18 protein-coding genes are annotated in these 21,298 nt (G+C 66.9%); 6 read left to right on the top strand and 12 right to left on the bottom strand.

The features are described 5' to 3' along the window. Positions 1 to 596: 596 nt before the first annotated feature. The gene (gene dnaB / locus ACFVH2_RS00510) at positions 597 to 1,985 is read left to right on the top strand and encodes a replicative DNA helicase (protein ID WP_378425900.1); all 1,389 of its coding nucleotides are present in this window, start codon (positions 597 to 599) and stop codon (positions 1,983 to 1,985) included. Positions 1,986 to 2,407: 422 nt separating this feature from the next. Here dnaB and ACFVH2_RS00505 read toward each other — a convergent pair whose 3' ends face one another. Further along, entirely contained in the window at positions 2,408 to 3,178 is a 771-nt protein-coding gene (locus ACFVH2_RS00505) for a MerR family transcriptional regulator (RefSeq protein WP_378425898.1), read from the bottom strand. A 798-nt stretch (positions 3,179 to 3,976) separates the two neighbouring features. On the opposite strand from ACFVH2_RS00505, the gene ACFVH2_RS00500 reads away from it, so the two are divergent. Continuing rightward, the gene (locus ACFVH2_RS00500; RefSeq protein WP_378425896.1) at positions 3,977 to 6,430 is read left to right on the top strand and encodes a LuxR C-terminal-related transcriptional regulator; all 2,454 of its coding nucleotides are present in this window, start codon (positions 3,977 to 3,979) and stop codon (positions 6,428 to 6,430) included. Positions 6,431 to 6,878: 448 nt separating this feature from the next. Here ACFVH2_RS00500 and ACFVH2_RS00495 read toward each other — a convergent pair whose 3' ends face one another. Genes ACFVH2_RS00495 through ACFVH2_RS00480 form a run of 4 tightly spaced genes read right to left on the bottom strand, consistent with a single transcriptional unit; the run spans position 6,879 to position 10,738 of the window. After that, positions 6,879 to 7,460, bottom strand: a complete 582-nt coding sequence (locus ACFVH2_RS00495; RefSeq protein WP_378425895.1) for an ATP/GTP-binding protein — start codon at positions 7,458 to 7,460, stop codon at positions 6,879 to 6,881. A gap of 6 nt (positions 7,461 to 7,466) precedes the next feature. Next, on the bottom strand, positions 7,467 to 7,856 hold the full coding sequence (locus ACFVH2_RS00490; RefSeq protein WP_378425894.1) for a DUF742 domain-containing protein: 390 nt from the start codon (positions 7,854 to 7,856) through the stop codon (positions 7,467 to 7,469). A gap of 6 nt (positions 7,857 to 7,862) precedes the next feature. Next, positions 7,863 to 8,276 carry a roadblock/LC7 domain-containing protein gene (locus ACFVH2_RS00485; RefSeq protein WP_378425958.1) on the bottom strand — a complete coding sequence of 138 codons (414 nt, stop codon included), beginning with the start codon at positions 8,274 to 8,276 and terminating at the stop codon, positions 7,863 to 7,865. A gap of 2 nt (positions 8,277 to 8,278) precedes the next feature. Continuing rightward, entirely contained in the window at positions 8,279 to 10,738 is a 2,460-nt protein-coding gene (locus tag ACFVH2_RS00480) for a nitrate- and nitrite sensing domain-containing protein (RefSeq protein ID WP_378425892.1), read from the bottom strand. A 287-nt stretch (positions 10,739 to 11,025) separates the two neighbouring features. Here ACFVH2_RS00480 and ACFVH2_RS00475 point away from each other — a divergent pair, with 287 nt between their 5' ends. Then, positions 11,026 to 11,529, top strand: coding sequence for a hypothetical protein (locus tag ACFVH2_RS00475; protein WP_378425890.1), 504 nt, complete (start codon positions 11,026 to 11,028; stop codon positions 11,527 to 11,529). A 91-nt stretch (positions 11,530 to 11,620) separates the two neighbouring features. Here the strand turns inward: ACFVH2_RS00475 and ACFVH2_RS00470 are convergent, their stop codons facing one another. The 3 genes from ACFVH2_RS00470 to ACFVH2_RS00460 form a co-directional block, all read right to left on the bottom strand. Then, a complete protein-coding gene (locus ACFVH2_RS00470; protein ID WP_378425888.1) occupies positions 11,621 to 12,496 on the bottom strand; it encodes a hypothetical protein in 876 nt (291 codons plus the stop codon). Beyond that, a complete protein-coding gene (locus ACFVH2_RS00465) occupies positions 12,489 to 13,001 on the bottom strand; it encodes a hypothetical protein (protein ID WP_378425886.1) in 513 nt (170 codons plus the stop codon). The genes ACFVH2_RS00470 and ACFVH2_RS00465 overlap by 8 nt, the downstream gene beginning before the upstream one ends. 306 nt (positions 13,002 to 13,307) lie before the next feature. Continuing rightward, positions 13,308 to 14,369: an NAD(P)H-dependent flavin oxidoreductase gene (locus ACFVH2_RS00460; protein WP_378425884.1), complete on the bottom strand. Its 1,062-nt coding sequence runs from the start codon at positions 14,367 to 14,369 to the stop codon at positions 13,308 to 13,310. Between the two features lie 167 nt (positions 14,370 to 14,536). On the opposite strand from ACFVH2_RS00460, the gene ACFVH2_RS00455 reads away from it, so the two are divergent. Further along, the gene (locus ACFVH2_RS00455) at positions 14,537 to 15,940 is read left to right on the top strand and encodes an FAD-binding protein (RefSeq protein WP_378425882.1); all 1,404 of its coding nucleotides are present in this window, start codon (positions 14,537 to 14,539) and stop codon (positions 15,938 to 15,940) included. 102 nt (positions 15,941 to 16,042) lie between these two features. On the opposite strand, the gene ACFVH2_RS00450 is transcribed toward ACFVH2_RS00455, so the two are convergent. Then, the gene (locus ACFVH2_RS00450; protein ID WP_378425880.1) at positions 16,043 to 16,483 is read right to left on the bottom strand and encodes a hypothetical protein; all 441 of its coding nucleotides are present in this window, start codon (positions 16,481 to 16,483) and stop codon (positions 16,043 to 16,045) included. A gap of 163 nt (positions 16,484 to 16,646) precedes the next feature. On the opposite strand from ACFVH2_RS00450, the gene ACFVH2_RS00445 reads away from it, so the two are divergent. Continuing rightward, the gene (locus ACFVH2_RS00445; RefSeq protein ID WP_378475680.1) at positions 16,647 to 17,276 is read left to right on the top strand and encodes a methyltransferase domain-containing protein; all 630 of its coding nucleotides are present in this window, start codon (positions 16,647 to 16,649) and stop codon (positions 17,274 to 17,276) included. A 206-nt stretch (positions 17,277 to 17,482) separates the two neighbouring features. Here the strand turns inward: ACFVH2_RS00445 and ACFVH2_RS00440 are convergent, their stop codons facing one another. The 3 genes from ACFVH2_RS00440 to ACFVH2_RS00430 form a co-directional block, all read right to left on the bottom strand. Then, positions 17,483 to 18,436, bottom strand: a complete 954-nt coding sequence (locus ACFVH2_RS00440) for a DUF808 domain-containing protein (protein ID WP_378425877.1) — start codon at positions 18,434 to 18,436, stop codon at positions 17,483 to 17,485. 100 nt (positions 18,437 to 18,536) lie between these two features. Next, complete coding sequence (locus ACFVH2_RS00435; RefSeq protein ID WP_378425875.1) at positions 18,537 to 19,544, bottom strand: MerR family transcriptional regulator; 1,008 nt, start codon at positions 19,542 to 19,544, stop codon at positions 18,537 to 18,539. 13 nt (positions 19,545 to 19,557) lie between these two features. Further along, the gene (locus ACFVH2_RS00430; protein ID WP_378425873.1) at positions 19,558 to 20,223 is read right to left on the bottom strand and encodes a HEAT repeat domain-containing protein; all 666 of its coding nucleotides are present in this window, start codon (positions 20,221 to 20,223) and stop codon (positions 19,558 to 19,560) included. Between the two features lie 246 nt (positions 20,224 to 20,469). On the opposite strand from ACFVH2_RS00430, the gene ACFVH2_RS00425 reads away from it, so the two are divergent. Further along, complete coding sequence (locus ACFVH2_RS00425) at positions 20,470 to 21,102, top strand: hypothetical protein (RefSeq protein ID WP_378425871.1); 633 nt, start codon at positions 20,470 to 20,472, stop codon at positions 21,100 to 21,102. Positions 21,103 to 21,298: the final 196 nt, after the last annotated feature.

Here is a 21,298-nt window from a genome sequence, read left to right as displayed (position 1 = left end):
TCCAATTGCTCCCCGTCACCGTGGCCGCGCGAATCCCCCCCCCCCTGGGCCCCGGCCGCCCCCCCCGCGCGCGGCGGGGGCCCCCGACTGCGTTCGGGGAGGGGTGCGGATCCGCTCCCCGGGTGTGACCTGCGCGTTGTGACCGAGAACTAAACGAGCGTCCATATCGTGTCTATCGTCACTGTGTGCCATTTCACATTGCGGCGAAACGTGAAATGCGCAACACGCCCGGCAGGGCCGCAGTGGGGACACGCCGAAAGACTTTTCATCCACAGGTGTGTGAACAGAAAAAGGGCGTTCTACCTGCGGATTGTGCAGATGTGATCCTGGTTATCCTCAGCTTGTCCCCAGGTGGTGAACAACCGCCTACTGGGGATTCCACAATTCATCCACAACTGTGTACACAAGCCGTGTTGTCCCGGGCGGCCGCTGTGCATAACGTCGTCGCGGGCGCGCCCACCGGCGGCCGCGCGGGAGCCTCGATCGGGTCCCGACGCGAGGTTGTCGGAGTGGGCGCGTATCTATTGCGTACTTGGGCGCGCGGGCCGGATTTCCGGTCGGTGCGCCCGGGACTTGGCCGAAAGGACGGTTATCGCGTGGCGGTTGTCGACGATCGTGGGCACTCGGACTACCCGGAGCCGGACGAGGCCCCCCGGGAGGACTTCGGGCGCCAGCCCCCGCAGGACATGGCCGCCGAGCAGTCGGTGCTCGGCGGCATGCTGCTGAGCAAGGACGCGATCGCGGACGTGCTCGAGCGGCTGCGCCCCGGCGACTTCTACCGGCCCGCCCACCAGAACGTCTACGACGCGATCCTGGACCTGTACGCCCGCGGCGAGCCCGCCGACCCGGTGACGGTGGCCGCGGAGCTCGAGCGGCGCGGTGAGCTGCGCCGCGTGGGCGGCGCGCCGTACCTGGTGACCCTCACGCAGACCGTGCCGACCGCCGCCAACGCCGGCTACTACGCCGAGATCGTCGCGGAGAAGTCGATCCTGCGCCGCCTGGTCGAGGCCGGCACCCGGATCGTGCAGTACGGCTATGCCGGCTCCGAGGGCCAGGACGTGGCCGAGGTGGTCGACCGCGCGCAGGCCGAGGTGTACGACGTCACCGAGCGCCGCACCAACGACGACTTCGTCCCGCTCGAGGAGCTGCTGCAGCCCACGATGGACGAGATCGACTCCATCGCCAGCCGCGGCGGCCTCTCCCTGGGCGTGCCCACCGGGTTCACCGAGCTGGACGAGGTGACCAACGGGCTGCACCCCGGGCAGATGATCATCGTGGCGGCCCGGCCTGGCGTGGGCAAATCGACAATTGGAATGGATTTTTTGCGTTCCTGTTCCATCAAGCACGGCATGGCCAGCGTCATCTTTTCCTTGGAAATGGGAAAGACCGAGATCGTCATGCGTCTGCTGTCGGCGGAGGCGAAGATCAAACTCGCCGACATGAAGTCCGGCAAGATGAACGACGACGACTGGACCAAGCTGGCGCGGCGGATGAGCGAGATCAGTGAGGCGCCGCTGTTCATCGACGACTCCCCCAACCTGACGATGATGGAGATCCGCGCGAAGGCGCGCCGGCTCAAGCAGAAGCACGACATCAAGCTGATCGTGCTCGACTACCTGCAGCTGATGACCTCCGGCAAGAAGGTCGAGTCGCGTCAGCAGGAGGTCTCCGAGTTCTCCCGAAGCCTCAAGCTGCTGGCCAAGGAGCTCGAGGTCCCGGTGGTGGCGATCTGTCAGCTCAACCGTGGTCCGGAACAGCGAACGGACAAGCGCCCCATGGTTTCCGACCTCCGCGAGTCCGGTTCGCTCGAGCAGGACGCCGACATGGTCATGCTGCTGCACCGGCCCGACGCGTTCGAGCGGGATGACCCGCGCGGCGGCGAGGCCGACATCATCCTTGGCAAGCACCGCGGCGGTCCGACCGCGACAATCACTGTGGCACACCAGCTTCACCTGTCGCGGTTCGTGGACATGGCTCGCGGTTAGCGAATTGCTAATCGTAGAAAAAGATCGGGTGACTCTGGGATCGACCCGGGAACAAGCTGGCTGTTGCGACGCGATCTGCGACGCGACGGTCACGAACCAGGGGTCACCGAGGTGAAGGGCAGCTAGTGGTTACGGCGGCGTCACCATGCGGGGCAGCAGATGGCGATCGGATCTCGTCCTCCCGCCTGCACTGATCACCTCGTCGAGCAAGCAACCAGCTCAGTTGCACCGATGAGAGTGTGGGTTCCGGATCGACTTGTCCTATCGGCCTGCGGTTTTCAAGATCTTCCATGGCAAATGCCTGCCGACGGCCCCCGCCATCGGTTCCGGCCTGATTGCCGAGACAATGGCAGTGTCCCTCCGCACTGGACACGGAGGGACGCTGCATTCTCCGGGATAGCCCGGGGTTCCGGGGCTGAGAACTATTCGCCGAGCCGCTCGTCCGCGTAGACGACCATCGCGTCGCGCTGGAACTCGGCCAGGCCCTCGGCGATCTTCTCGTAGTTCGCCTTGAACCGCTCGTCGTCCACGTACATCTGCCCCAGGCATTTGTACGCGTCCCGGTTCGGGGTCCAGAAGCGGCAGATGCCCTGGTATTGCGTGTGGATCTCGGCCTGAACTGCCCCGTCGCCGACCGGGGTTCCGGCGGCCATGAACTCGGCCATACGGATCATCGCCGCGGTCAGCTCACGCTGCATGCCGTCGACGTCCTCGGCGGTCATCTCGGCAGTGTTGCGTCGAGACTGCTCGAACGCCTCCGGCCAGCGCTCACGGGCCTCGTCGTCGTACTGCGTGTGGTCGAAGCCCTCGAACAGGTTCTCCGGGCGGTTAATCTTGACTGTCATTTCCGTCTTCCCTTCGAGTTCGGCGATGGTGTGCGCCACGGTGTCGGCCATCCGCGTCAGGCGGTTGCGCTCTCCGAGGAGGCGGATGTGCTGGCGTTTGAGGGCGGCGAGCGTGTCCGGCTCGGAGTCGACCGCCTCGGCGATCTCGGCGAGGCCCAGGCCGAGTTCGCGCAGGACGAGGACCTGCTGCAAGCGCAGCAGTTGCGCATCCTCGTAGTAGCGGTAGCCATTGGTGCCCACGTAGGCGGGCTCGAGCAGTCCGATGTCGTCGTAGTGCCGCAAAGTGCGGGCGGTGACGCCCGACATCCTCGCCACATCCGCGATCGACCAGCTCATGGTGCTTCCCATCTTCCGTGAGGCTGGTCCGTCCGGCCTCGTCTTCGACCGTAAAAGTTGCCGTTACGTGAAGGTCAAGCGGGGAATGCGCCGATTCAAGTGGGAATTCGACTCATCATCTCCGCATCTAGGAGGCGTCGGCGTCGGGCGCATTGCTGTTCTCGGCGATTGCCGTATTCGTAAACTCGTCACACACCGATGCGCGTCGTGATCGCCGAGGACACGGTCGTGCAGGAGCGGTGTCATTCGCGCCACCTGACGACGGCCCGGAAAATGACATCTAGATCCGTAACCTACAGCTGCTGCCTCGACTGTAGGTTCCGCGGATAGATGAGGAATTCCAGGCCTGTATGTCCCAAACTTGCGTCGCTCCAGCCTATTTGGCCTACGTGGATCGAGTGTGGCATCGAGTGCCTAACCGCAAGGCAACCGTTCAGCAACGCCGTCCCGTGACCTGTGCCTCTGCAACAGAGCCATGAGGATGCGTTAGCTCCTCGCCGGCCCGCTCGTCGGTGTTTCGCCGCCGCACCCGATACTTCTGGTTGAGACCCAGAAAGCGGACACGGGCCAGATCGTCGGTACGCGGACGTTGCGCATCGGCAGCGGTGAATTTGCCACGCCCGGACGCCATCGGTGATGAAGATCGGGCGCCCGTCAGGGTGTTCGATGCGTAGTCGGCCGCCGTCCCGCCAGACTTGATTGATCCGTGTCGAGCCGGTCGGGTGACCGTTCTCAGGGTCGGCGGAGACCGCTTGGTACAGGATATCTGCAGGCAGATTCGGACATCTTGGGGTCCAGAGGGGAGTGAGGATGGTGTCGGCCAGTTTGCCGTGGGGACGACCCCGGCTGCTCCCCAGGCTCGACGAGGCACCGCAGACCGTGCTGTGGGGGCCCCGTGGGTACGGGAAGACGACACTCGTGGAGACGTGGCTGGCGGCGCGACCGGACTGCACCGTGATCCGAGTCGAGGTTCCCGATCCCGGCACGGCCGCGGAACAGTACTGGTCGGATCTCACGGAGAGGGTGAACGTGGACACCGGCGTGCTCGTCCTCGACCGCCCGGATCGGCTGTGCGACGCGACCACCTGGGAACGGCTGCAAACGATCCGCGCGGCGCATCGCGGGTTGCGCGTCGTGGTGGCGATTCGCGAGAGCACCCTGCTGGAGTCCGTACGCTTACCCGACCCGAACCTGACGATTGTCCCCGCGGGGGAACTGGAGTTCACCGAGGCGGAGGTCGCCGACCTGCTCGCACGCCACGCCGTGTCGTCCCCGGAGCGGACGGCCCGAGACCTGTGGCGGACCACCGGAGGCCACCCGGCGCTGGTTGCGATCGCCGAGGGCGTGGTCCGAGTCTTCGGCAGCGACCTGGACTTCGAGAGGGAACGCGCCTACCTGGCAGTACGGGTGCAAATCGACAGGTATGTCGAGGACATGCTGCTGGAGGATCCGCGCGTCGGCGACATGGCTCGCACGATCGCGGTGCTGCGGCGGCCGTCCCCCGATGCGCTGGAACTGTTGGGGGTCGACGACGTCGCAAGTACCCTCGGCGGCCTCGAACGCGCCGGCCTGTTGCGACGCATGCCAGCGGCACCGGACCCATACTGGACGTGGCCCACAGCGCTCCGCAGATCCGTACTGCGGATTGTGGAGCGGGACGCTGTGGCTCCCTCTCGCTTGGCCTCGGCGACCCTCGCACGCTGGTTCGCCGACCGCGGCGAGCCTGTCGAGGCACTCCGTCACGCGACCGACGGCCGGGACTGGGATCTGCTGATCGCCGTCCTCACAACCGAGTGGCCCACCATCGTCACCACCGGACTGGGAGTCCTGGTCCGCGCGTTGCACGCACTGCCGGAATCGGAGGCACAGGCGAACCCGGCCGTCCGGTACGCGCGCCTGCTCGTCGCCGGGGTCGGCCTGACGGCGGGAACTCCGGGCCACGTGCGCGGGCCGCTGCCGGACATCTCCATTACCGAGACCGCTGATCGCGCCTCGGCCGAACTGGCGCTCCTGACCGGCACACTGCGCCTGTGCGTTCAACGCTGGAACGGTGACTACGACGAGGCCGTGCGTGACCGCGACGCACTGGTGGCACTCGCGAACCGGGTGGGCGAATCCGGTGGCCTGGACCGGCGCTGGCTCTCCTCGGTCTGGATGCACCTCGGGCTGGCCAGCCAGCTTCGAGTCAGGGACAGGCGGACGGTCGAACTGCTCACCCAAGCCGTCGACTGCGGCATCGACGATCCCGGCAACTTCGCGGCCCGTCAAGCCGCCGGTCATCTGGCGCTGCACCACGCGGTACGGGGCGAGCCCGAGCGGGCCGCGCACTGGCTCCGGCAGGAGGCGAGGTTCGGCGAGCGGGCCGGATGGATCCGAGTGTTGGTCGAACGTCCGGCGATCGTTGCGCGGGCACTGGAACAACTCGATCGACTGGATGTCCCCGCCGCCGAAGCCACACTGGATGAACTGGACGAACTCGACGGCGAGCTCGACGAGCTCCGGGCGTTCGTCGTGTACGTGCGCAGTCAACTCGACCTGATCCAGGGCCGTTCCGAGGTCGGCCTCGACCGGGTGGACAAGAGCCGCCACCGGCTCCGGCGCCGGCTCGGGCCGACCGCCGCTGCGGGCCCACTGTTGACCGCGGCTTCAATGGACCTACACACCGCGGCGGGTCAGGCGGCGCGGGTGCTGGATCACGCCCGACTGGCAGACGGACCGATGCACCCGATGATGCGGCTGGCCGCGGCGAGGGCCGCCATGTGTACCGGCGACCATTCGGCCGCGACCGCGTTCTGCGCGCCTCTGACCGGCCGCCGTGTCAGCGAGACCCGGGTCCGCCTCGAGGCGCAGTTGATCACAGCCACGCTCGCGCACGAGCAGGGTAGCGACCAGGACGCCCGAATCGCATGGAATCGAGCGACGGCGATGTCTCTGGCCAGCGGGCTGGTGCGGCCACTGTTGACCGTGCCGCCCGCGATCCGCGAGGCGCTGACCGCGGGCGGAGCCGCGATTCCTTTCGCGGACAAACTCGCCGAGTGGGGCGACGGACCGTACCCGCGTCCCGCACCGCCGGCAACCCTGACCGAGCGCGAGGCCGCCGTGCTCGACGGCCTCGCCAGCGGCGGCAGCGTCGCGCAGATCGCCGAATCCCTGTTCGTCTCCCCGAACACCGTCAAATCCCAACTCAACAGCCTGTACCGGAAGCTCGGTGTGCACTCCCGCCGGGGCGCCGTCCTGGAGGCTGCACGCCGCGGACTCCGCTAGAACGGCGCCGGGACCGGAACTCCCCTCCTGCGGCGGTGAGGAACGGCCGCAGTCGGCGCCGCTTCGACGAACTCGAGCCCGTCGGGCTGCGGGTGCAAGCGCCGCCGTTCTCACCAACGTCAGCGGTGAGCTGACGCTCGACCTCGCCCGCAGAACCGCTCCTCGAGGGCTGGGACCGCGCGACAAGGGCGCCGAACGGCCAATCAACACCGCGCTCGCAGCACGGGCCGCGAACCGGGGTGGTGCATGAGCACAAGCATCATGGCTCCCCGCCGGAGCGGAAACTCTCAGCCGCAGGCGCTGTTCAATACGCGTCAGAGAGCCGCGCAGCATGTTGCCGCGCGGCTCTCCAGCGCGATCTCGAGACTTGCGTCGCGAACCACCAGGGGGCCGCAGCTGGTGGATCGGTGGACGCGCTGAGGTGCCACGACGACGAACGTTGCGTTGCTCAGGCCGCTGAGTTGCTGGTCTGGGAGATGAGATGTTCGACGAGCGTTATCAGTACAGACTTGCACGACTCGCGATCACGAGCGTCGCAAAGCATGACGGGGGTTTCGGTGTCGAGGTCGAGTGCCTCGCGAACCTCGTCAGTTGTGTAGGCCTCGGCGCTGTCAAAGCAGTTCACCGCGACCGTGAACGAGACACCGCGCCGTTCGAAGAAGTCGATGGCGGCGAACGAGTTCTCCAGCCGACGGGTGTCTGCGAGAACGACGGCGCCGAGGGCCCCGCGCACCAGTTCGTCCCAAAGGAACCAAAACCGGTCCTGTCCAGGCGTGCCGAACAGGTACAGAACCAGGCTGTCATCGAGGGTGATACGACCGAAGTCCAGGGCCACGGTGGTCGTGGTCTTACTCTCCACGCCCGACAAATCGTCTACGCCGGTAGACAATTCGGTAATCGTTTCCTCGGTACGCAGTGGCGTGATCTCGCTGATGGAGGACACCATCGTGGTCTTGCCGACTCCGAAGCCGCCGGCTACGAGGATTTTGACCGAAGCAGCCAGGTCGGCTGAGGACGCATTGTCATGCATAGGGGTCTACAGCTTTCGGATTCCGTCGAGTACTGCTTGCAGGATGTTCAGGTCGCCGATTCCGGCAATGTCGTTGTAGGAGTCGCTGCTGGCGGGAGCCCGGAAGTTCAGCATTCCCTCGGCGATGAGATCACCGACCAGGATTTTGGTAACTGCCAGAGGCAGATTCAGGTGCGCCGAGACCTCGGCCACCGACTGCGCAGTACGGCACAACTGAACGATCTCCGCGTACTCCGTTTCGATGTGCTGCAGCCGCGGAGAGGGGGACACGGTCACTACGAGCGTGAGCATGTCGAGATCGTGTCCCGCGCCCATCGTGCGGCCCCGCGTGACGGCGTACGGGCGGACCAGGGGACCCGCCGCATTGTCGAACCACGGTTGGCCTATACGTGTCACGGCAATCTACGCTCCATGCTCGGCCACACCGACACGAGGATCGGTGGACAGGTAGCTACCGACACGCTGCACCGTCAAGTTCATTTCGTACGCGACCATACCCAGATTCGCGGTGTCGACGGCTTGCAGGGCGATACATGCGTTGCTTCCGGCCGCCGTCACGAAAAGCACCGCATTCTCGAGTTCGATGACGGCCTGGCGCACGGCGCCGCCTTGAAAGCGACGTCCCGCGCTGCGTGCGAGCCCGTACAGAGTGGCCGACATCGCACCGAAGTGCTCGGCGTCCTCACGGCTCATGGAGGTGGATCGGCCCAGCAGCAGCCCATCGGTCGAAAGCACGACTGCGTAGCGCACCCCAGCAAGACGATTGACCAGATCGTCGAGAAGCCAGTTCAGATCGCCTGAGTTAGAAGTCGTCACCTTCACCTTCCCTCACCTTCCATTTCATCCCTGGTTGCATACCCGGGCGGGGGTTCCGAATGCCGAGCCTGCTGGGTACCGTACGCGATGGCGGACATCAGATCTCGCGCTTGCTCGGCCGATCGTTGCGGCTGCTGCGCGTCCACCTCGAGTTGATCATCGTGGTCCAGTTCCGGTGCCAGACTGGCCTGCCGGCGACGCCGAGGCAGGTGTGGTCGAGCGTCACCGCCATTGTCGGGCAACGGTTGTGGGGTGAGCGACTCCGGTTCGATGGCGGGGGTGGGTACCTCGTGCCACGAGGTTTCCGCAGAACGTTCCGTGTAATCGGTGTGTGGCGCGCTATCGAGGTGCTCGACGTTCGCCCATGCCTGCGACGGGGCCGGCGACTGCACTGGCTGTTCGGTGGGAGGCGTGGGAGTCGGGGGTGCCAGTGTTGCGACCCCCACTGCAGCCGAAACGGATTCGCTGGAGCCGGGTTCCGGCATCGCGCTGGCCATTTGCCTCTCGGTCCGACGTTCGACGAACCGATCTGGCAGATGGCCGGCCGTAGGCGTCGCATCGGCCGCGACCACCGAGTTCGGCACCAGCACGATGGCGCGAATGCCGCCGTACTCGGATTCGGTCAGCTGCACACTGATTCCGTGCCGTTCGCCCAGCTGCGAAACGATGAACAAGCCGAGGCGCGAAGTCGCCGAGAGCGATTCGACTCCGAAATCCGGTGGATTGCGCAGCATCTCGTTGACGCGCTCGAGTTCTTCGACGGACATTCCCATGCCCTGATCGGTGATCTCGATCGCGATCCCCTTGCCGACCACGTTGCCGCTCACTTCGACGCGCGACTGCGGAGGGGAGAATGCCGTCGCGTTGTCGACCAGTTCCGCGAGCAGGTGGATGAGGTCGGCGACCACGTTGCCGAGGATGAACACCTGAGGCATGCGGCGGGTGTGTACCCGGGTGTAGTCGAGGCTCTCGCCGATCGCGCTGCGCACCAGATCGACCAGTGGCACCGGACTCCGCCACTGGCGGCCGGGCTCGCCGCCGCCGAGGATGATGAGGTTCTCGGCGTTGCGGCGTTCGCGAGTCGCCAGGTGGTCGAGACGGAAGAATGTCTCCAGCATGGCGGGATCCTCTTGGCTTTGTTCCGCCTCGTCCAGGACCTCGAGTTGCCGGTGCACCACCATCTGGCTTCGGTGGGCGATGTTGAGGAACACCGCGCGCACGCCCTCGCGTGTACGGGCCTCGGCGACCGCGGCGGACACGGCCGCTGTGTGTGCTCGGTTGAAGGCCTTTGCCACCGAGCCGATTTCGTCGTCACCGAAGTCCAGGTGCGCAGCCTTGGGATCGATCTGCTCGCCCGCACCAAGCTTGCGCATGGTTTCGGGCAGTTCGACCTCTGCCAGGTCCAGTGTTTCCTTGCGTAGGCGCTTGAGCCGCCCGATCAGTCGGTTGGCCAGCCATAGCGACAGCAGGAACGCCACGAGCGCAAGCGCGAGCACAGCGGCGCCCGCCCACAGTGAGTTCGTCGCGGTGCGCTTGCCCTCGTCGGCAGCGATCTGGTTCGCATGGTCGTTCAGGCCCTTCCATGCGCCGATCACGCCTTCAGACAGCTGTTCCTGCGCGGTGTTCCACTCGTCGAAGGTCATGGGCGGTGGCGGGACCTCACCGGTTTTGTCCGGCTTGGGCGGATTGATGAGGTAGTTCTCCATCGCGGCCACCTGCTGCCAGTTGGGAGAGGCCAGTGCCGCCCGGATCTTCTCGGCTGCTGGATCGGCACCCAGGTCGGCGGCGAGCTGCGGAAGTGCGCTCCGGTAGGACCCGACCAGATTCCGATAGTCATTGCGCAGTGGACCGCTGGTGAGCTGTCCTTGCAGCTCGGCAGCGGTGAGCGCGGCGGAACGTGACATTCCCTCCATCGCGTGCAGGATGCGCACGCCGTTGATGAGTGCGACGCCGACCCCGGCACTGGGCGCGTTGGAGGTGATGAGGTTGGTGCCGAGCGCGACCGCATCGAGAATGGTGTTGTAGAGGGCGTATGTGTCCTCGATCGGCATTCTTCCTGCATCGATCAGGCCGCGAATCTGTGGCAGGCGAGCAATCAAGGTGTCGAATCCACCCGTGTCGGCACCCATGGTGCCCTGCGACACGCTCTGCAGCCTTGATGAGTAGGGGGCCAGCTCTGCGAACGCGGTGTCGAGCTTGTTCCGTGCTGCGGCGAGCGCGGCCGGATCGCTCTGTTCACCGGACAGATGCCACAGCGACAGCATCCGTTCCTGTTCCACCCCGGCAACCACGTCGCGAGCGTGGCTCACGGCATCTCCGTTCGCTGCCGCCCATTGTTCGGACTGTCGGCCCTCACGTATCAGGTATCCCGCTGTGCCTACACCGACTCCGAGCAGTGCCAGGCTTGGAACCAATGCGATGGCCAGGATCCGGGTCCGGATGCCGAGGCGCACTTTCAACATCGGGGGAATATATCTGTTCGAATGTCTGACGTTTCCTTCGGCCTCGCTACCCCGATCATTCTTGATTTGACTGGGCCGCTTGGTGTTTAACGCTATTTCCGGGTGGGCCGGAGTGGATTGCAAGGCTAACGAATTTTGCTGTTCGTAGTGCCTCCAGAAACGGCGTAGAGCGGGTTGCCGGCGACAGCGGCACCAGTTGTCGAAGTGCAGCGATGATTGGTGAGACGTGCCGCCGGACCAACGGGGTGGCGCGAGTTCCCGCCCCAGAGCGATGGCACGATCGGCCCATGAATCAACTGACCAGCCGGTTCGCGGGGCAGCTCGACCTCGGCGAGGACTCGGCGGCCGGTGCCGTGCTACCCGCTGGGATAGACGGATTCGGAGCGGGTGCCTGGTATTGGATTCACGGTGACGAGACGCTGAGCCAGAGCGAACTCGACAAGGCAGAAGTCGCCCTCGTCGATGTGCGGGCTCTGGTCGCTGCGGCCTTCGTCGCTTTCGCCGCCGAGCTGACCGATCCGAGGTCGACAACTTCGTTGTTCCGCGAGTTTCACCGCGAGGAGATTCCCGAAGAGATGGTGTGCGACCTGTTCGGCGTGGACACCCGTGAGGTCGTCACCGACGAGGTCTTCCTCGACCATCTACACCTCGTCGGCGTCGCGGTCAGCCCCGCGGCCACGGAACGTGTCCTCGCACTCGACTTCGCAATCGGCGCTGGCAAGCCCACCGACCAACTGCTCGTCGCCGTGTGGGATCGGAACGACACCGTCTCCGTCCACCACGAAAGCTGAGCCCGGGGGCCGGGACCCGGCCCGACCGAAATTGGCGATGTCTTTCGACTCCCCGAGATTCGTCGGCGCTCGTGACGCAGCTCGTGCAGCGTCACGTCAGGAGCTCTGCTCGTTCTTCCAAGAGCCCGCGCAGGTACTCGGCGGTGTCCGGGCGAGCGGCGTCGACGGCCATGACAATGCGTTCGCGGCGATCGTCAGCGAGCGCGGCGAGCGCACCGATGAACCTCGGGAGCTCGTCCCTCCGGCGCATGAGCAGCGCGTTGAGAAAGTTGGGCACCTCCCGCCAGCGCGCGCCGTGGCCGAGCTCCATGATCGCGAACACGCGATCGAAGTTGCTCGCGAAGTTCTTCTCGTTCGTCCAGGCGCGATCGACCCGACCGCTCTCGCGGAACGCCTCGGCTGCGGATCTCCAGTCCTCGGGCCAGTCGTCCGGGATCGGATCGAGCACCGGCGTCCTGTTCGTGCCGCCGAGTGCCTCGTGGATCGGTTCCCACTCATCGTCTTCGCGGACCCAGCGGCCGAGCGTGCGGCGCACGAGCGCGCGCTGCGTATCGCCCCAGGTATCGGTCTCCGCGAGGAAGGCGCGGCTCGCGTCCCCACTGCCCGCGACGAACATCGAGGCGGTGCGGATGCTGTCGTGATCCCCGCGCGATTCCAGCCAGTGCGGCAGCACCCGGGCCGCGGCGGCTCCACCCGTTGCCGGATCGGCTTGCGAGAGCACGCCGTAGGCGGCCTCGTAGATGCCGTAGTCGTCGAGCGGGTGCAGCGACCACAGGATCGCCTCGGTGGTCTCCGCATCGATGTCCCGCCCGTCGAGGGCATCGAGCATCGCGAGGTACCGAGCGATGCCTGCCTGCTGGACGGCGTCCTCCTCATCGCACAGCGGCCCCGCCTCGTCCTGATGGATGCTGCCTCCCAGGCGGATCAGCTCGTCCCGCCACGCCTGATCGCGACGCTCCTCACTCATCCCCGGTCCTCGTCACATCGCTTCCCTGTGTCGCCGGCTCGGTGAGCGCCGCACGAATCCGTTCGAATGCCTCCCGAGTCTCCGGCGCGGCGAGGAAGTCATCCAGCGGCGCCCCGCTCGCCCGGAAGTCCGCCTCCTCGAGCAGCGCGACACCGAGTGCGGCGATCCGCTCCGACGACCGCTCCTCCAGATAGCCGGCCCACGCCTCCAACGCGGTGACCGCGCGCAGGAGACCCGGATCCATGTCGCCCTCCGACAGATCGCCCTCGTCGATCTCGACGATCCATGCCCGAAGCTGCTCGGCATGCGCCGTACCCGCCCCGTCGGCCGCTGCGCTGACGGCGCGTGCTCCGGCCTCCGTCAGCTCTGCTGCCGCTGCCGCGGCCACGCCGTCCGCTGTGAGGAGCTCCCGCGTGACCGCGATCCCGAACTCGATCTGCGCCTGGACCGTGGTGTGGGTTGCGCACTCACGCACGGCCTTCTCGACTTCCTCGTAGCTACTCACGCCGCACCGCCTTTCCGGCCTGGGTGAGGTTCGCCGCCGTCCGTGGCCCTCGATCGGGATGTGAAGAAGGTCTGCTTCGTTGGGGCGAATCTCTTGTCGCGACGATTGTTCCAGCAGTTCCCGGCGCGGTTGGTCGTCGGGCCTTCGATCCACCCGAGGCGACCGCGGTCGCCTCGAGTGCACCCCTGGACGGTGGAACAACAGGGCCTTGGAAAGAGATTCCACCGCAAGGGCTTCCGCGGCCGAGTGTTGTCTTCGCACGAGGGTGCGACTCGCCGCCGATGGGTTTCGCGCGATCCGTTCGGGCTACTTGCGGCCGTGGGTCGCCCCGAGATCGTCGAGCCTGCGCTCGGCGTCGCGAACGATCCGTTCGATCAGCTCGGCCACGGTGGGAAGGTCGTCGATCATGCCGACGACCTGTCCTGCTGCCAGGACTCCGGCCTCCGTGTTGCCCTCGACGAGGCCGGCCCGCAACAGCATCGGGCTGTTGGCCGACATGATCAGCTGCGAGAGCGTGCGGTCGCCGCTGCGTACCAGGGTGATGCCTTCGGATATCAGTGCCCGCCAACTGAGCCCGGTCAGTTTGCGGAACCGGATCGTGTTGAAGGCCGCGTGCCCGAGCGTGCGCACGCCGTGGGTCCGTTCGAGCGACTGAACCAGTCCGGTCCGCAGCACCCGGTGCGGGATGCCGTCGACTTTCGTGGTTACCACGGTGTCGTGCAGGCCACGAGCGAGATACGCCTGCTTCACCCCGTCGGGGACAGTGCTCTCGCTGGTGAGCAGGAACCGTGTGCCCATTGCGATCCCGGTGGCGCCGTAGGCGAGTGCTGCCGCGAGTCCGCTGCCGTCGAAGAACCCGCCGGAGGCGACCACCGGGATGTCGACCGCCTGGACGACCGACGGCAGCAGCAGGGTCGTCGCGACTCCGCCGGTGTGGCCGCCGCCCTCACCGCCCTGCACGATCACGGCGTCGGCGCCCCAGTTCGCGACCTTCTCGGCGTGACGCGCGGCGCCGACGGTCGGGATCACCACGATCCCGGCGTCCTTGAACCGGGCGATCATCTCTTCTCGCGGTGCGAGGGCGAAGGAGGCAACACGTACGCGCTCGCGGATCAGCAGCTTGACGCGGTCCTGCGCGTCGTCGGCGTCGGCCCGCAGGTTCACCCCGAACGGAGCGTCTGTGCGCTCCTTGACTTCTCGGATCGCGGATTCGAGTTCCGGGTAGGTCATCGTCGCCGACGCGATGATGCCCAGCCCTCCCGCACGTGCGGTCGCGGTGACCAGTCGGGCGCCCGACACCCACCCCATGCCCGTCTGCACGATTGGGTGCTCGATCCCGACCAGCTCCGTGAACCTCGTCTGCATCATCCATCCCCCCTCGACTCAAGCAAGCACTTGCTTGGTATTCGTATCACAGTGTCCACGCCGCGGCGAGCGCTGCCAATGTGACGGTTCATGCGCCTGCGGACCCTGGACCCGAGAACGGTGCCCGCCCATGCTGCGCGAGACCATCTGCGGCGGCGGAACAACGCGATGTGGCTATCGTGGTCCGAGTGACTGTGACGACCGAGTTCAGAACCGAACGGCGTTCTCTGAGCGGGTGGGGTAGGCGTGCAGCAACACCAGCAGACGTCCTCGCCACCCCCGACCTCGACGTGATCGCCCGGGCAGTACGACAAGCCGGCCCGAGAGGAGTCATCGCCCGCGGCCTGGGTCGCAGCTACGGCGACCCCGCGCAGAATGCCGGCGGACTCGTCGTGGACATGACCGCACTCAATCGAATTCACCACATCGACCCGGAATCGGGAGTCGTCGACCTCGACGCCGGCGTCAGCCTCGACACCCTGATGCGCGCCGTCCTCCCCCACGGACTTTGGGTGCCTGTACTTCCCGGGACGAGGCAGGTCACGATCGGCGGCGCGATCGGCGCCGACATCCACGGCAAGAACCACCACTCGCACGGCAGTTTCGGCAACCACGTCGAAGCACTCGACCTACTCACCGCGGATGGAGCGATCCGCACCCTCACACCCTCGGGCGACGACCGTGACCTGTTCTGGGCCACGATCGGCGGAATGGGCTTGACCGGCATCGTCGTTCGAGCGCGCGTGCGGATGAAGCACACCGAAACCGCGTACTTCATCGCAGACCACGACCGCACTGCAAACCTCGACGAGACGATGGACCTGCTCACCGGCGGATCCGACGAGGGCTACGACTACTCGATGTCCGTGCCCGACACCATCTCGACCGGCCCGAAACTGGGACGCGCCGGATTCACCCGCGGCTCGTTGGCAACCCTCGACCAGTTGCCACCGAAGCTCCGCCGGGACCCCTTGCGGTTCAACGCCCCACAGCTGTTCACCGTCCCGGACATCTTTCCGAGCGGAATGGTCAACCGAGTCACCACACGGATCGCGGCGGAAGCGGCGTACCGGATGTACCCGAAGCACGGCCGGGGCACCATCCAGAATCTGACGCAGTTCTACCACCCGCTGGATCTGCTGGGGGAATGGAATCGGGGTTACGGTCCCGGGGGGTTCCTGCAGTACCAGTTCTCGGTCCCGTTCGGCGCCGAACGGCAACTCGCCGACATCATCCGCCTGATCGCCGAGTCCGGCCACCGGTCGTTCCTCAACGTGTTCAAACGCATGGGCGACGGCAACCCGGCGCCACTGTCGTGGCCGGAGCCGGGATACATGCTCAGCCTCGACTTTCCGATCCGCGACGGACTCGGCAGGTTCTGCGATGAACTCGACGAACGGGTCCTCGATCTCGGTGGTCGTCTCTACTTCGCCAAGGACTCGCGCAGCACCCCCGAGCGCATCGCCCGGATGTACCCGCGGCTCGACGAATGGCGAGCGGTAAGGGACCGCATCGATCCCCAGGGTGTCTTCGCTTCCGACCAGTCCCGCCGACTGCGCCTGACCTCCGGCTAGGCGTCCTCGCGGTCGGATCCGGGTTGGCATCAGGACGCCCTGATGCCAACCCGATGCCCACTCGGGCCCCCGTCCTACCCAGTTGGACCGCCCGGAACCGCATCATGGCGCGACGATGCAACCCGGGCCGACGGGAGTGGCGGGGTTGACGGTGACCGTCTGAACGGGTCCGCCGGCGGAGGTCTGATATGCCATCAGCGAATGCTCACCCGGAGCCGTCGGGGTCCACAGCGTGACCTTGTGCCCGAGGACCACCGGCGTGCTGTAGTACGGGTCGATGTTCCAGGCGAGGTCTTGGGGAAACATGGTCGACGCGTTGGTGTAGTCGACGATGTCGGTGCGCGGCTCGACCAGTCTTTCGGTGCGGGCCACCACCAGATATGTGCATCCGACACCGAACGGAGTGGTCGGTCCCGCGCTGAGGCCGGGGGCAATGGTCAGGTCCACGACCTCCGCCGAGGCCGTAGGCGCAGCCCCCAGTGCAGCAGCGGCACAGGCCGCAAGAGCGATGAGGGACAGGTGAGCCGCCGGCAAAATCTTCATACCGATGAGTCGGTTTCGGCGGGGTGTGTGTTACCTCGAGCGATTTCGTCCTTCCCACCGATCGGCAAACGGGTCGCCTGTCAACCGGTGCTCCCGCGCCCGGGCATGGTCCTATCGTTGGCTGATGCGCGCACACCATGTCGACCGCCCAGCCGATCTCGACGTGGTCCGTGAGTCCTACGACCGGGTGGCTGACAACTACGCCGACATGGTGATGACGACGGGAATCGGCGACATTCGGAGCCATCCATGGCTCAAGGCCTCCATCGATGCCTTCGCCGACACGGTGCGCGAACTCGGGCCGGTGCTCGACGTCGGCTGCGGACCCGGGACAGTGACCGCCTACCTCGCCGAACGCGGACTGGATGTGTCCGGAGTCGATCTCTCCCCCCGCATGATCGAGAACGCGCGCCGTCTTCATCCGCAGTGCCGCTTCAGCGTCGCCTCTGTCACCGACCTCGAGCTCGGTGAAGCGTCTCTTGGCGGGGTGCTCGGGTGGTGGTCACTGTTCCACCTTCCTCGCGATGTCCTTCCTCAGGTTCTCGCCTCGTTCGCGGGTGCCCTGAAGCCAGGTGGACACTTCATCACCGCTACACATGTCGGCGACGAAGACGTGGTGCGCACCGAGGCGTACGGCGGTGTTCCGGTTCGGTGGACGACCCACAAATGGCGGCCAGAGCAATTCGTGGACCTGGTCGAGCAGGCCGGACTGCGTCCGGTCGCCGAACTTCGGCTCCCTGCAGACGAGCAAAGCGGACCGGGGCTGGTCGTCACGGCCAAACGCCTCGTCTGAGTATCAGGAGTCGTAGGTGTAGTTCCCAGGTAGTCCCACCCAACACGCCAGCGTGCACACCGCGATTCGTCAGTCCCGGCCGATCCGCCGGGGCCCGACTCGTCTGCGAACCTCCGTGTCGTCTCGAACTGCACCGTCCGGCGCGCACACGGCGGAAGTGAGATGGACATGCGCCGTCCCTGCGTGAGACCCGGGTTCGGACCCGGTCAGTGCGCGACGTGCTCCTTCTTCCGCTTCGGAGTCAGGTGCGCAATCAGGACGACGATCGCGCCGACGACCAGTCCGACAAGGGCGGACGCGACGGTCCCCGCGGTCCAGGACAGCACACCGCCGAGGCCGCCGCTGACGAGATCGCCGAACCAGTGCTCGAGGTCGTGGAGGCGATCGGCCGGCCAGTGGAAGCCCGCCTCGCCGACGTTGACGATGAGGATGTGGCCGCCGACCCACAGCATCGCGGCGATCCCGACCACGGTGAGCACCGCCATCACCTTCGGCATCGCGGCCACGAGGCCGCGGCCGATCCGCTGACTGATCGACGACTTGCGCTGCGCGAGCGCGAGACCCACGTCGTCCATCTTCACGATCAGCGCGACCACGCCGTACACCAGGATGGTGATGAGGATCGCGACGACGATGAGCACGATCAGCCGGGTGAAGAACGGTTCGTCCTCGACCGACGACAGCGAGATCACCATGATCTCGGCGGACAGGATCAGGTCGGTGCGGATGGCGCTGCTGACCATCGTCTTCTCGTGCTCGGGCCCGCCGAGCGCCTCGGCCGCACCCTCGTCCTCGTGGTGCCCGCCGGTGAGCGCCTCGTAGACCTTCTCGGCTCCCTCGTAGCACAGGAACAGGCCGCCGGCGATCAGCAGATACGGCAGGGCCTGTGGCAGGAACTGGCTCAGGATCATCGCCACCGGAAGGATGATCAGGAGCTTGTTGCGGATCGACCCGATCGCGATCTTGCGGATGATGGGCAGTTCGCGCTTGGGGGAGAATCCGTGCACGTAGCGAGGTGTGACCGCGGTGTCGTCGACCACCACACCCGCCGCCTTGATGCTGGCCTTGCCGGCCGCCGCTCCGATGTCGTCGATGGATGCTGCGGCCGCTTTCGCGATCGCTGCGACGTCGTCCAGCAGGGCGACGAGACCACCAGCCACGGGAACCTCCCAGTTCGGATGTGCGATGCCGCTCGACCGACACACGGTTGCGCGTCGAACAGAACGGTACCGGGCTTCGTCGGTCTCTCGAGTGTCGGCGCTACCGCCTCCGTCCGCGGTCCTGTGCGGCCACGATCGCGGCCGCCGTGGCCGCGACCGTCCGGTCGCCGTCCTGGGTCAGTCGGGCGAGTGCCGCCCGCGCCGCCGGTCCGGGAATCTCGGCGAGGGCCTGCGTGATCCGCGACCGGGTGGGTGCGTCGTCGGTCGAGTCCAGCTTGTCCTGCATGACCGCGACGAGGTCGTCCGCCGGCGACACCCCCGTCAGGAGGCCCAGCACCTCCGCGGCCTCGACGTCGAGCCGCCCCTCGACCACCATCGCGAGGAGGACGGGCATCGCGTCGACACTCCCCCGCGTGCCAAGAGCGAGGGCCGCGTATCCGCGGACGGTGGCGTCCGAATCGCCGAGGGCTCGTCGCAGGTGACCCGCCGCCTCCGCGGTGTGGATCGCCGCTATCGCGGCGGTGGCGCGACGTCGGACGTCGACCTCCGCCGAGTCGAGACCGTCGGCCAGATCCGCGAGTCCCCGACCGTCGGCCCGCCTCAACGACCAGTGCAACACCCCGGCCACGTTGGGATCGTCCTCGGACAGGGCGGCCGCGGCCAGCGCCTCGACGGGCAACGACGCATTCCCGTGCTGGGACAGGATCGCTTGATGACGGCGCGACGCGGACTCCGATTCGAGCGCCCGCAACAGGGTCACGACGCTGAGGACGTCCTCCCACTCCGATGGCGAGGCGGCGTCGACGCGCTCGAGCTTCGAGAGCAGTTCCTCCTCGGCGGCGATGCGCTGGCGCGTGTGCCGGATGAGGTCTCCCACCAGATCCGCCGGCGCGAAACCCGGCTCGTCCAGTGCGCGCTTGGCCTCGTTCAACGAGAGCCCCAGGGTCCGCAGGCTCTCGACGTGGAAGAGTCGACGGATGTCGTCGGCGGAGTACTCGCGGTAGCCGCCGGACGTGCGCCCGGTGGGCTTCACCAGTCCCAACGTGTCGTAGTGGCGCAACATCCGCGTACTGACACCGCAACGCCGCGAGACCTCACCGATCAACATCGTCGCCTCCTCGCTACGTGTCCGGGCCGGCGACCGCGACGCGCTTCGCCATCTCGACCGAGAGGGTGAACCCACTGTCAGGATCGTGGCAGAGATGCTTCGAGGCATCCGCATGCGCACGAATGCGCGGATCGGGACTCGTCCCGGCGGCGTCGAGCACCGGGAGAGCGGCCTCCCCGAGCCCCGCCAACGCTCGGCTCAGACTGAGCTGCAGGTGGTGGTCGCCCCGCCCGAGTTCGGTCACCAGTTCGGTCGCGAGGGCCGCCTCGTCGCCGGGCGGCACCAGCACCACCGCCGCCCGCCACGCGCTGCGCGCGACCTCGTCGTGCTCGTCGTGCAGCAGCGCCGCAACTGCCGGCCAGGCGAGCCGATCCCCGATCTTGGACAGGGTGTGCAGCGACTGACTACGGGCCTGCGCGGTGGCGGACCCGAGCTCGTCGATCAGTGTCGGCACAGTTGTCTCGGCCGGCAGTCGGCACAACGCCCAGGTCAGCATGTCACGGACGAAGAAGTCCGGTTCGACGGCACACCGATCGACGAGAGCGTCCGCGAGATCGGGATCGGGATCCGTGCCCGCAGAGAGCGCCGCCCGCAGCCGAACCGACGGATCGGCCGCGGCGAGGGCATCGACGAGGCGGGCACCCTGCCCACCGTGGTTGGTTGTGTTCACGACAACCACCTCCTTCGCCGACCATTCGAGGCCTTGTCACGGTGTCAAGGTCAAGCGCCGTTGTCCGTGGACGTCGATCGGGAGGCCCGGTGCGGGTAGCCGGCCACCGGTGGCGGTGCAGGGTCCTGACCACAGATTTCGCAGGTGGGTCCCAGTGCGGCGGGGCAAAGTCAGGTAGTTCTCACCTATCCGGGTGTGACCCGCGCCACGGACGCTGATACCTGCCCGAGAAACCCCGCGACACCGAGGTGACCGATGTTCGAATCTGTGACCGAGCTCCACCGCGCCTACAACAGCACGGTGATGGACCCCGCCGGACGGCCCGGCCCGCACGCGCTGGAGTGGGAGGAGCGGCTGCTGAGGGAGCAGCCGACCGTTCGTGAGACGCGGGAGTGGTGCCCGACGGAGCCGGGTGAGGTGGAGGCGTCCCTGTGGATGACGAGCGCCGTGTTCCTGTCCAGGATCGTGCGTGAGCTCGGCCATGCCCGCGACGACCTGGGCGGGTCGGCGATCGCCGACCGGGTGACCGCGCTGTGCGTCGACAGCGTCCTGGCCGGGTACGACGGTGACCTCTCGGCCGCCGAGACGCTGGTGGACCGGGCCGGGCACGTGGCGGCACACCACGGTGACCTCACCCTGGCCGCGCTCGTGGCCGAGGCCGCCGCGTACCTGGCCGTGTTCGACGAAGACCTGCGCGGCGCGGTGTACTGCTTCGAGGACTCGCTCGCCTCGTGCCGGGCCTGCGGAGGCGAGGAGCAGATCTCGACGTTGCTGGGTCTGGCGGCGGCATACGCCCTGATCGGCGACGAGCGTCGGTGCCGCGACCGCCGCGCCGAGGCCCTCGCCATCGCCGGGACACGCGGTGACACCGTTCGCCGGGCGGGATAGCCGCCCACATCGACCGATCCGTGACGAGTTCTCCGATGTCCCGCCACACCCCGGCGGAAGCCGACCCCGCCGACGACCCGCGCGCCGCATTGATGATCCGCCGCAGAGCGCACTGCGACATCCGCCTCGCGCCGGATGCGTGGAGGTGCTGCGGCAGATGCGACATGTCGTGGCTGCCGTCCACGGGCGCGGTGCG

Origin of the sequence: Rhodococcus sp. NPDC127527, assembly GCF_042672245.1 — a bacterium.
Classification (GTDB): Bacteria; Actinomycetota; Actinomycetes; order Mycobacteriales; family Mycobacteriaceae; genus Rhodococcus_G.
This window is presented reverse-complemented; position numbering and strand designations above follow the sequence as displayed.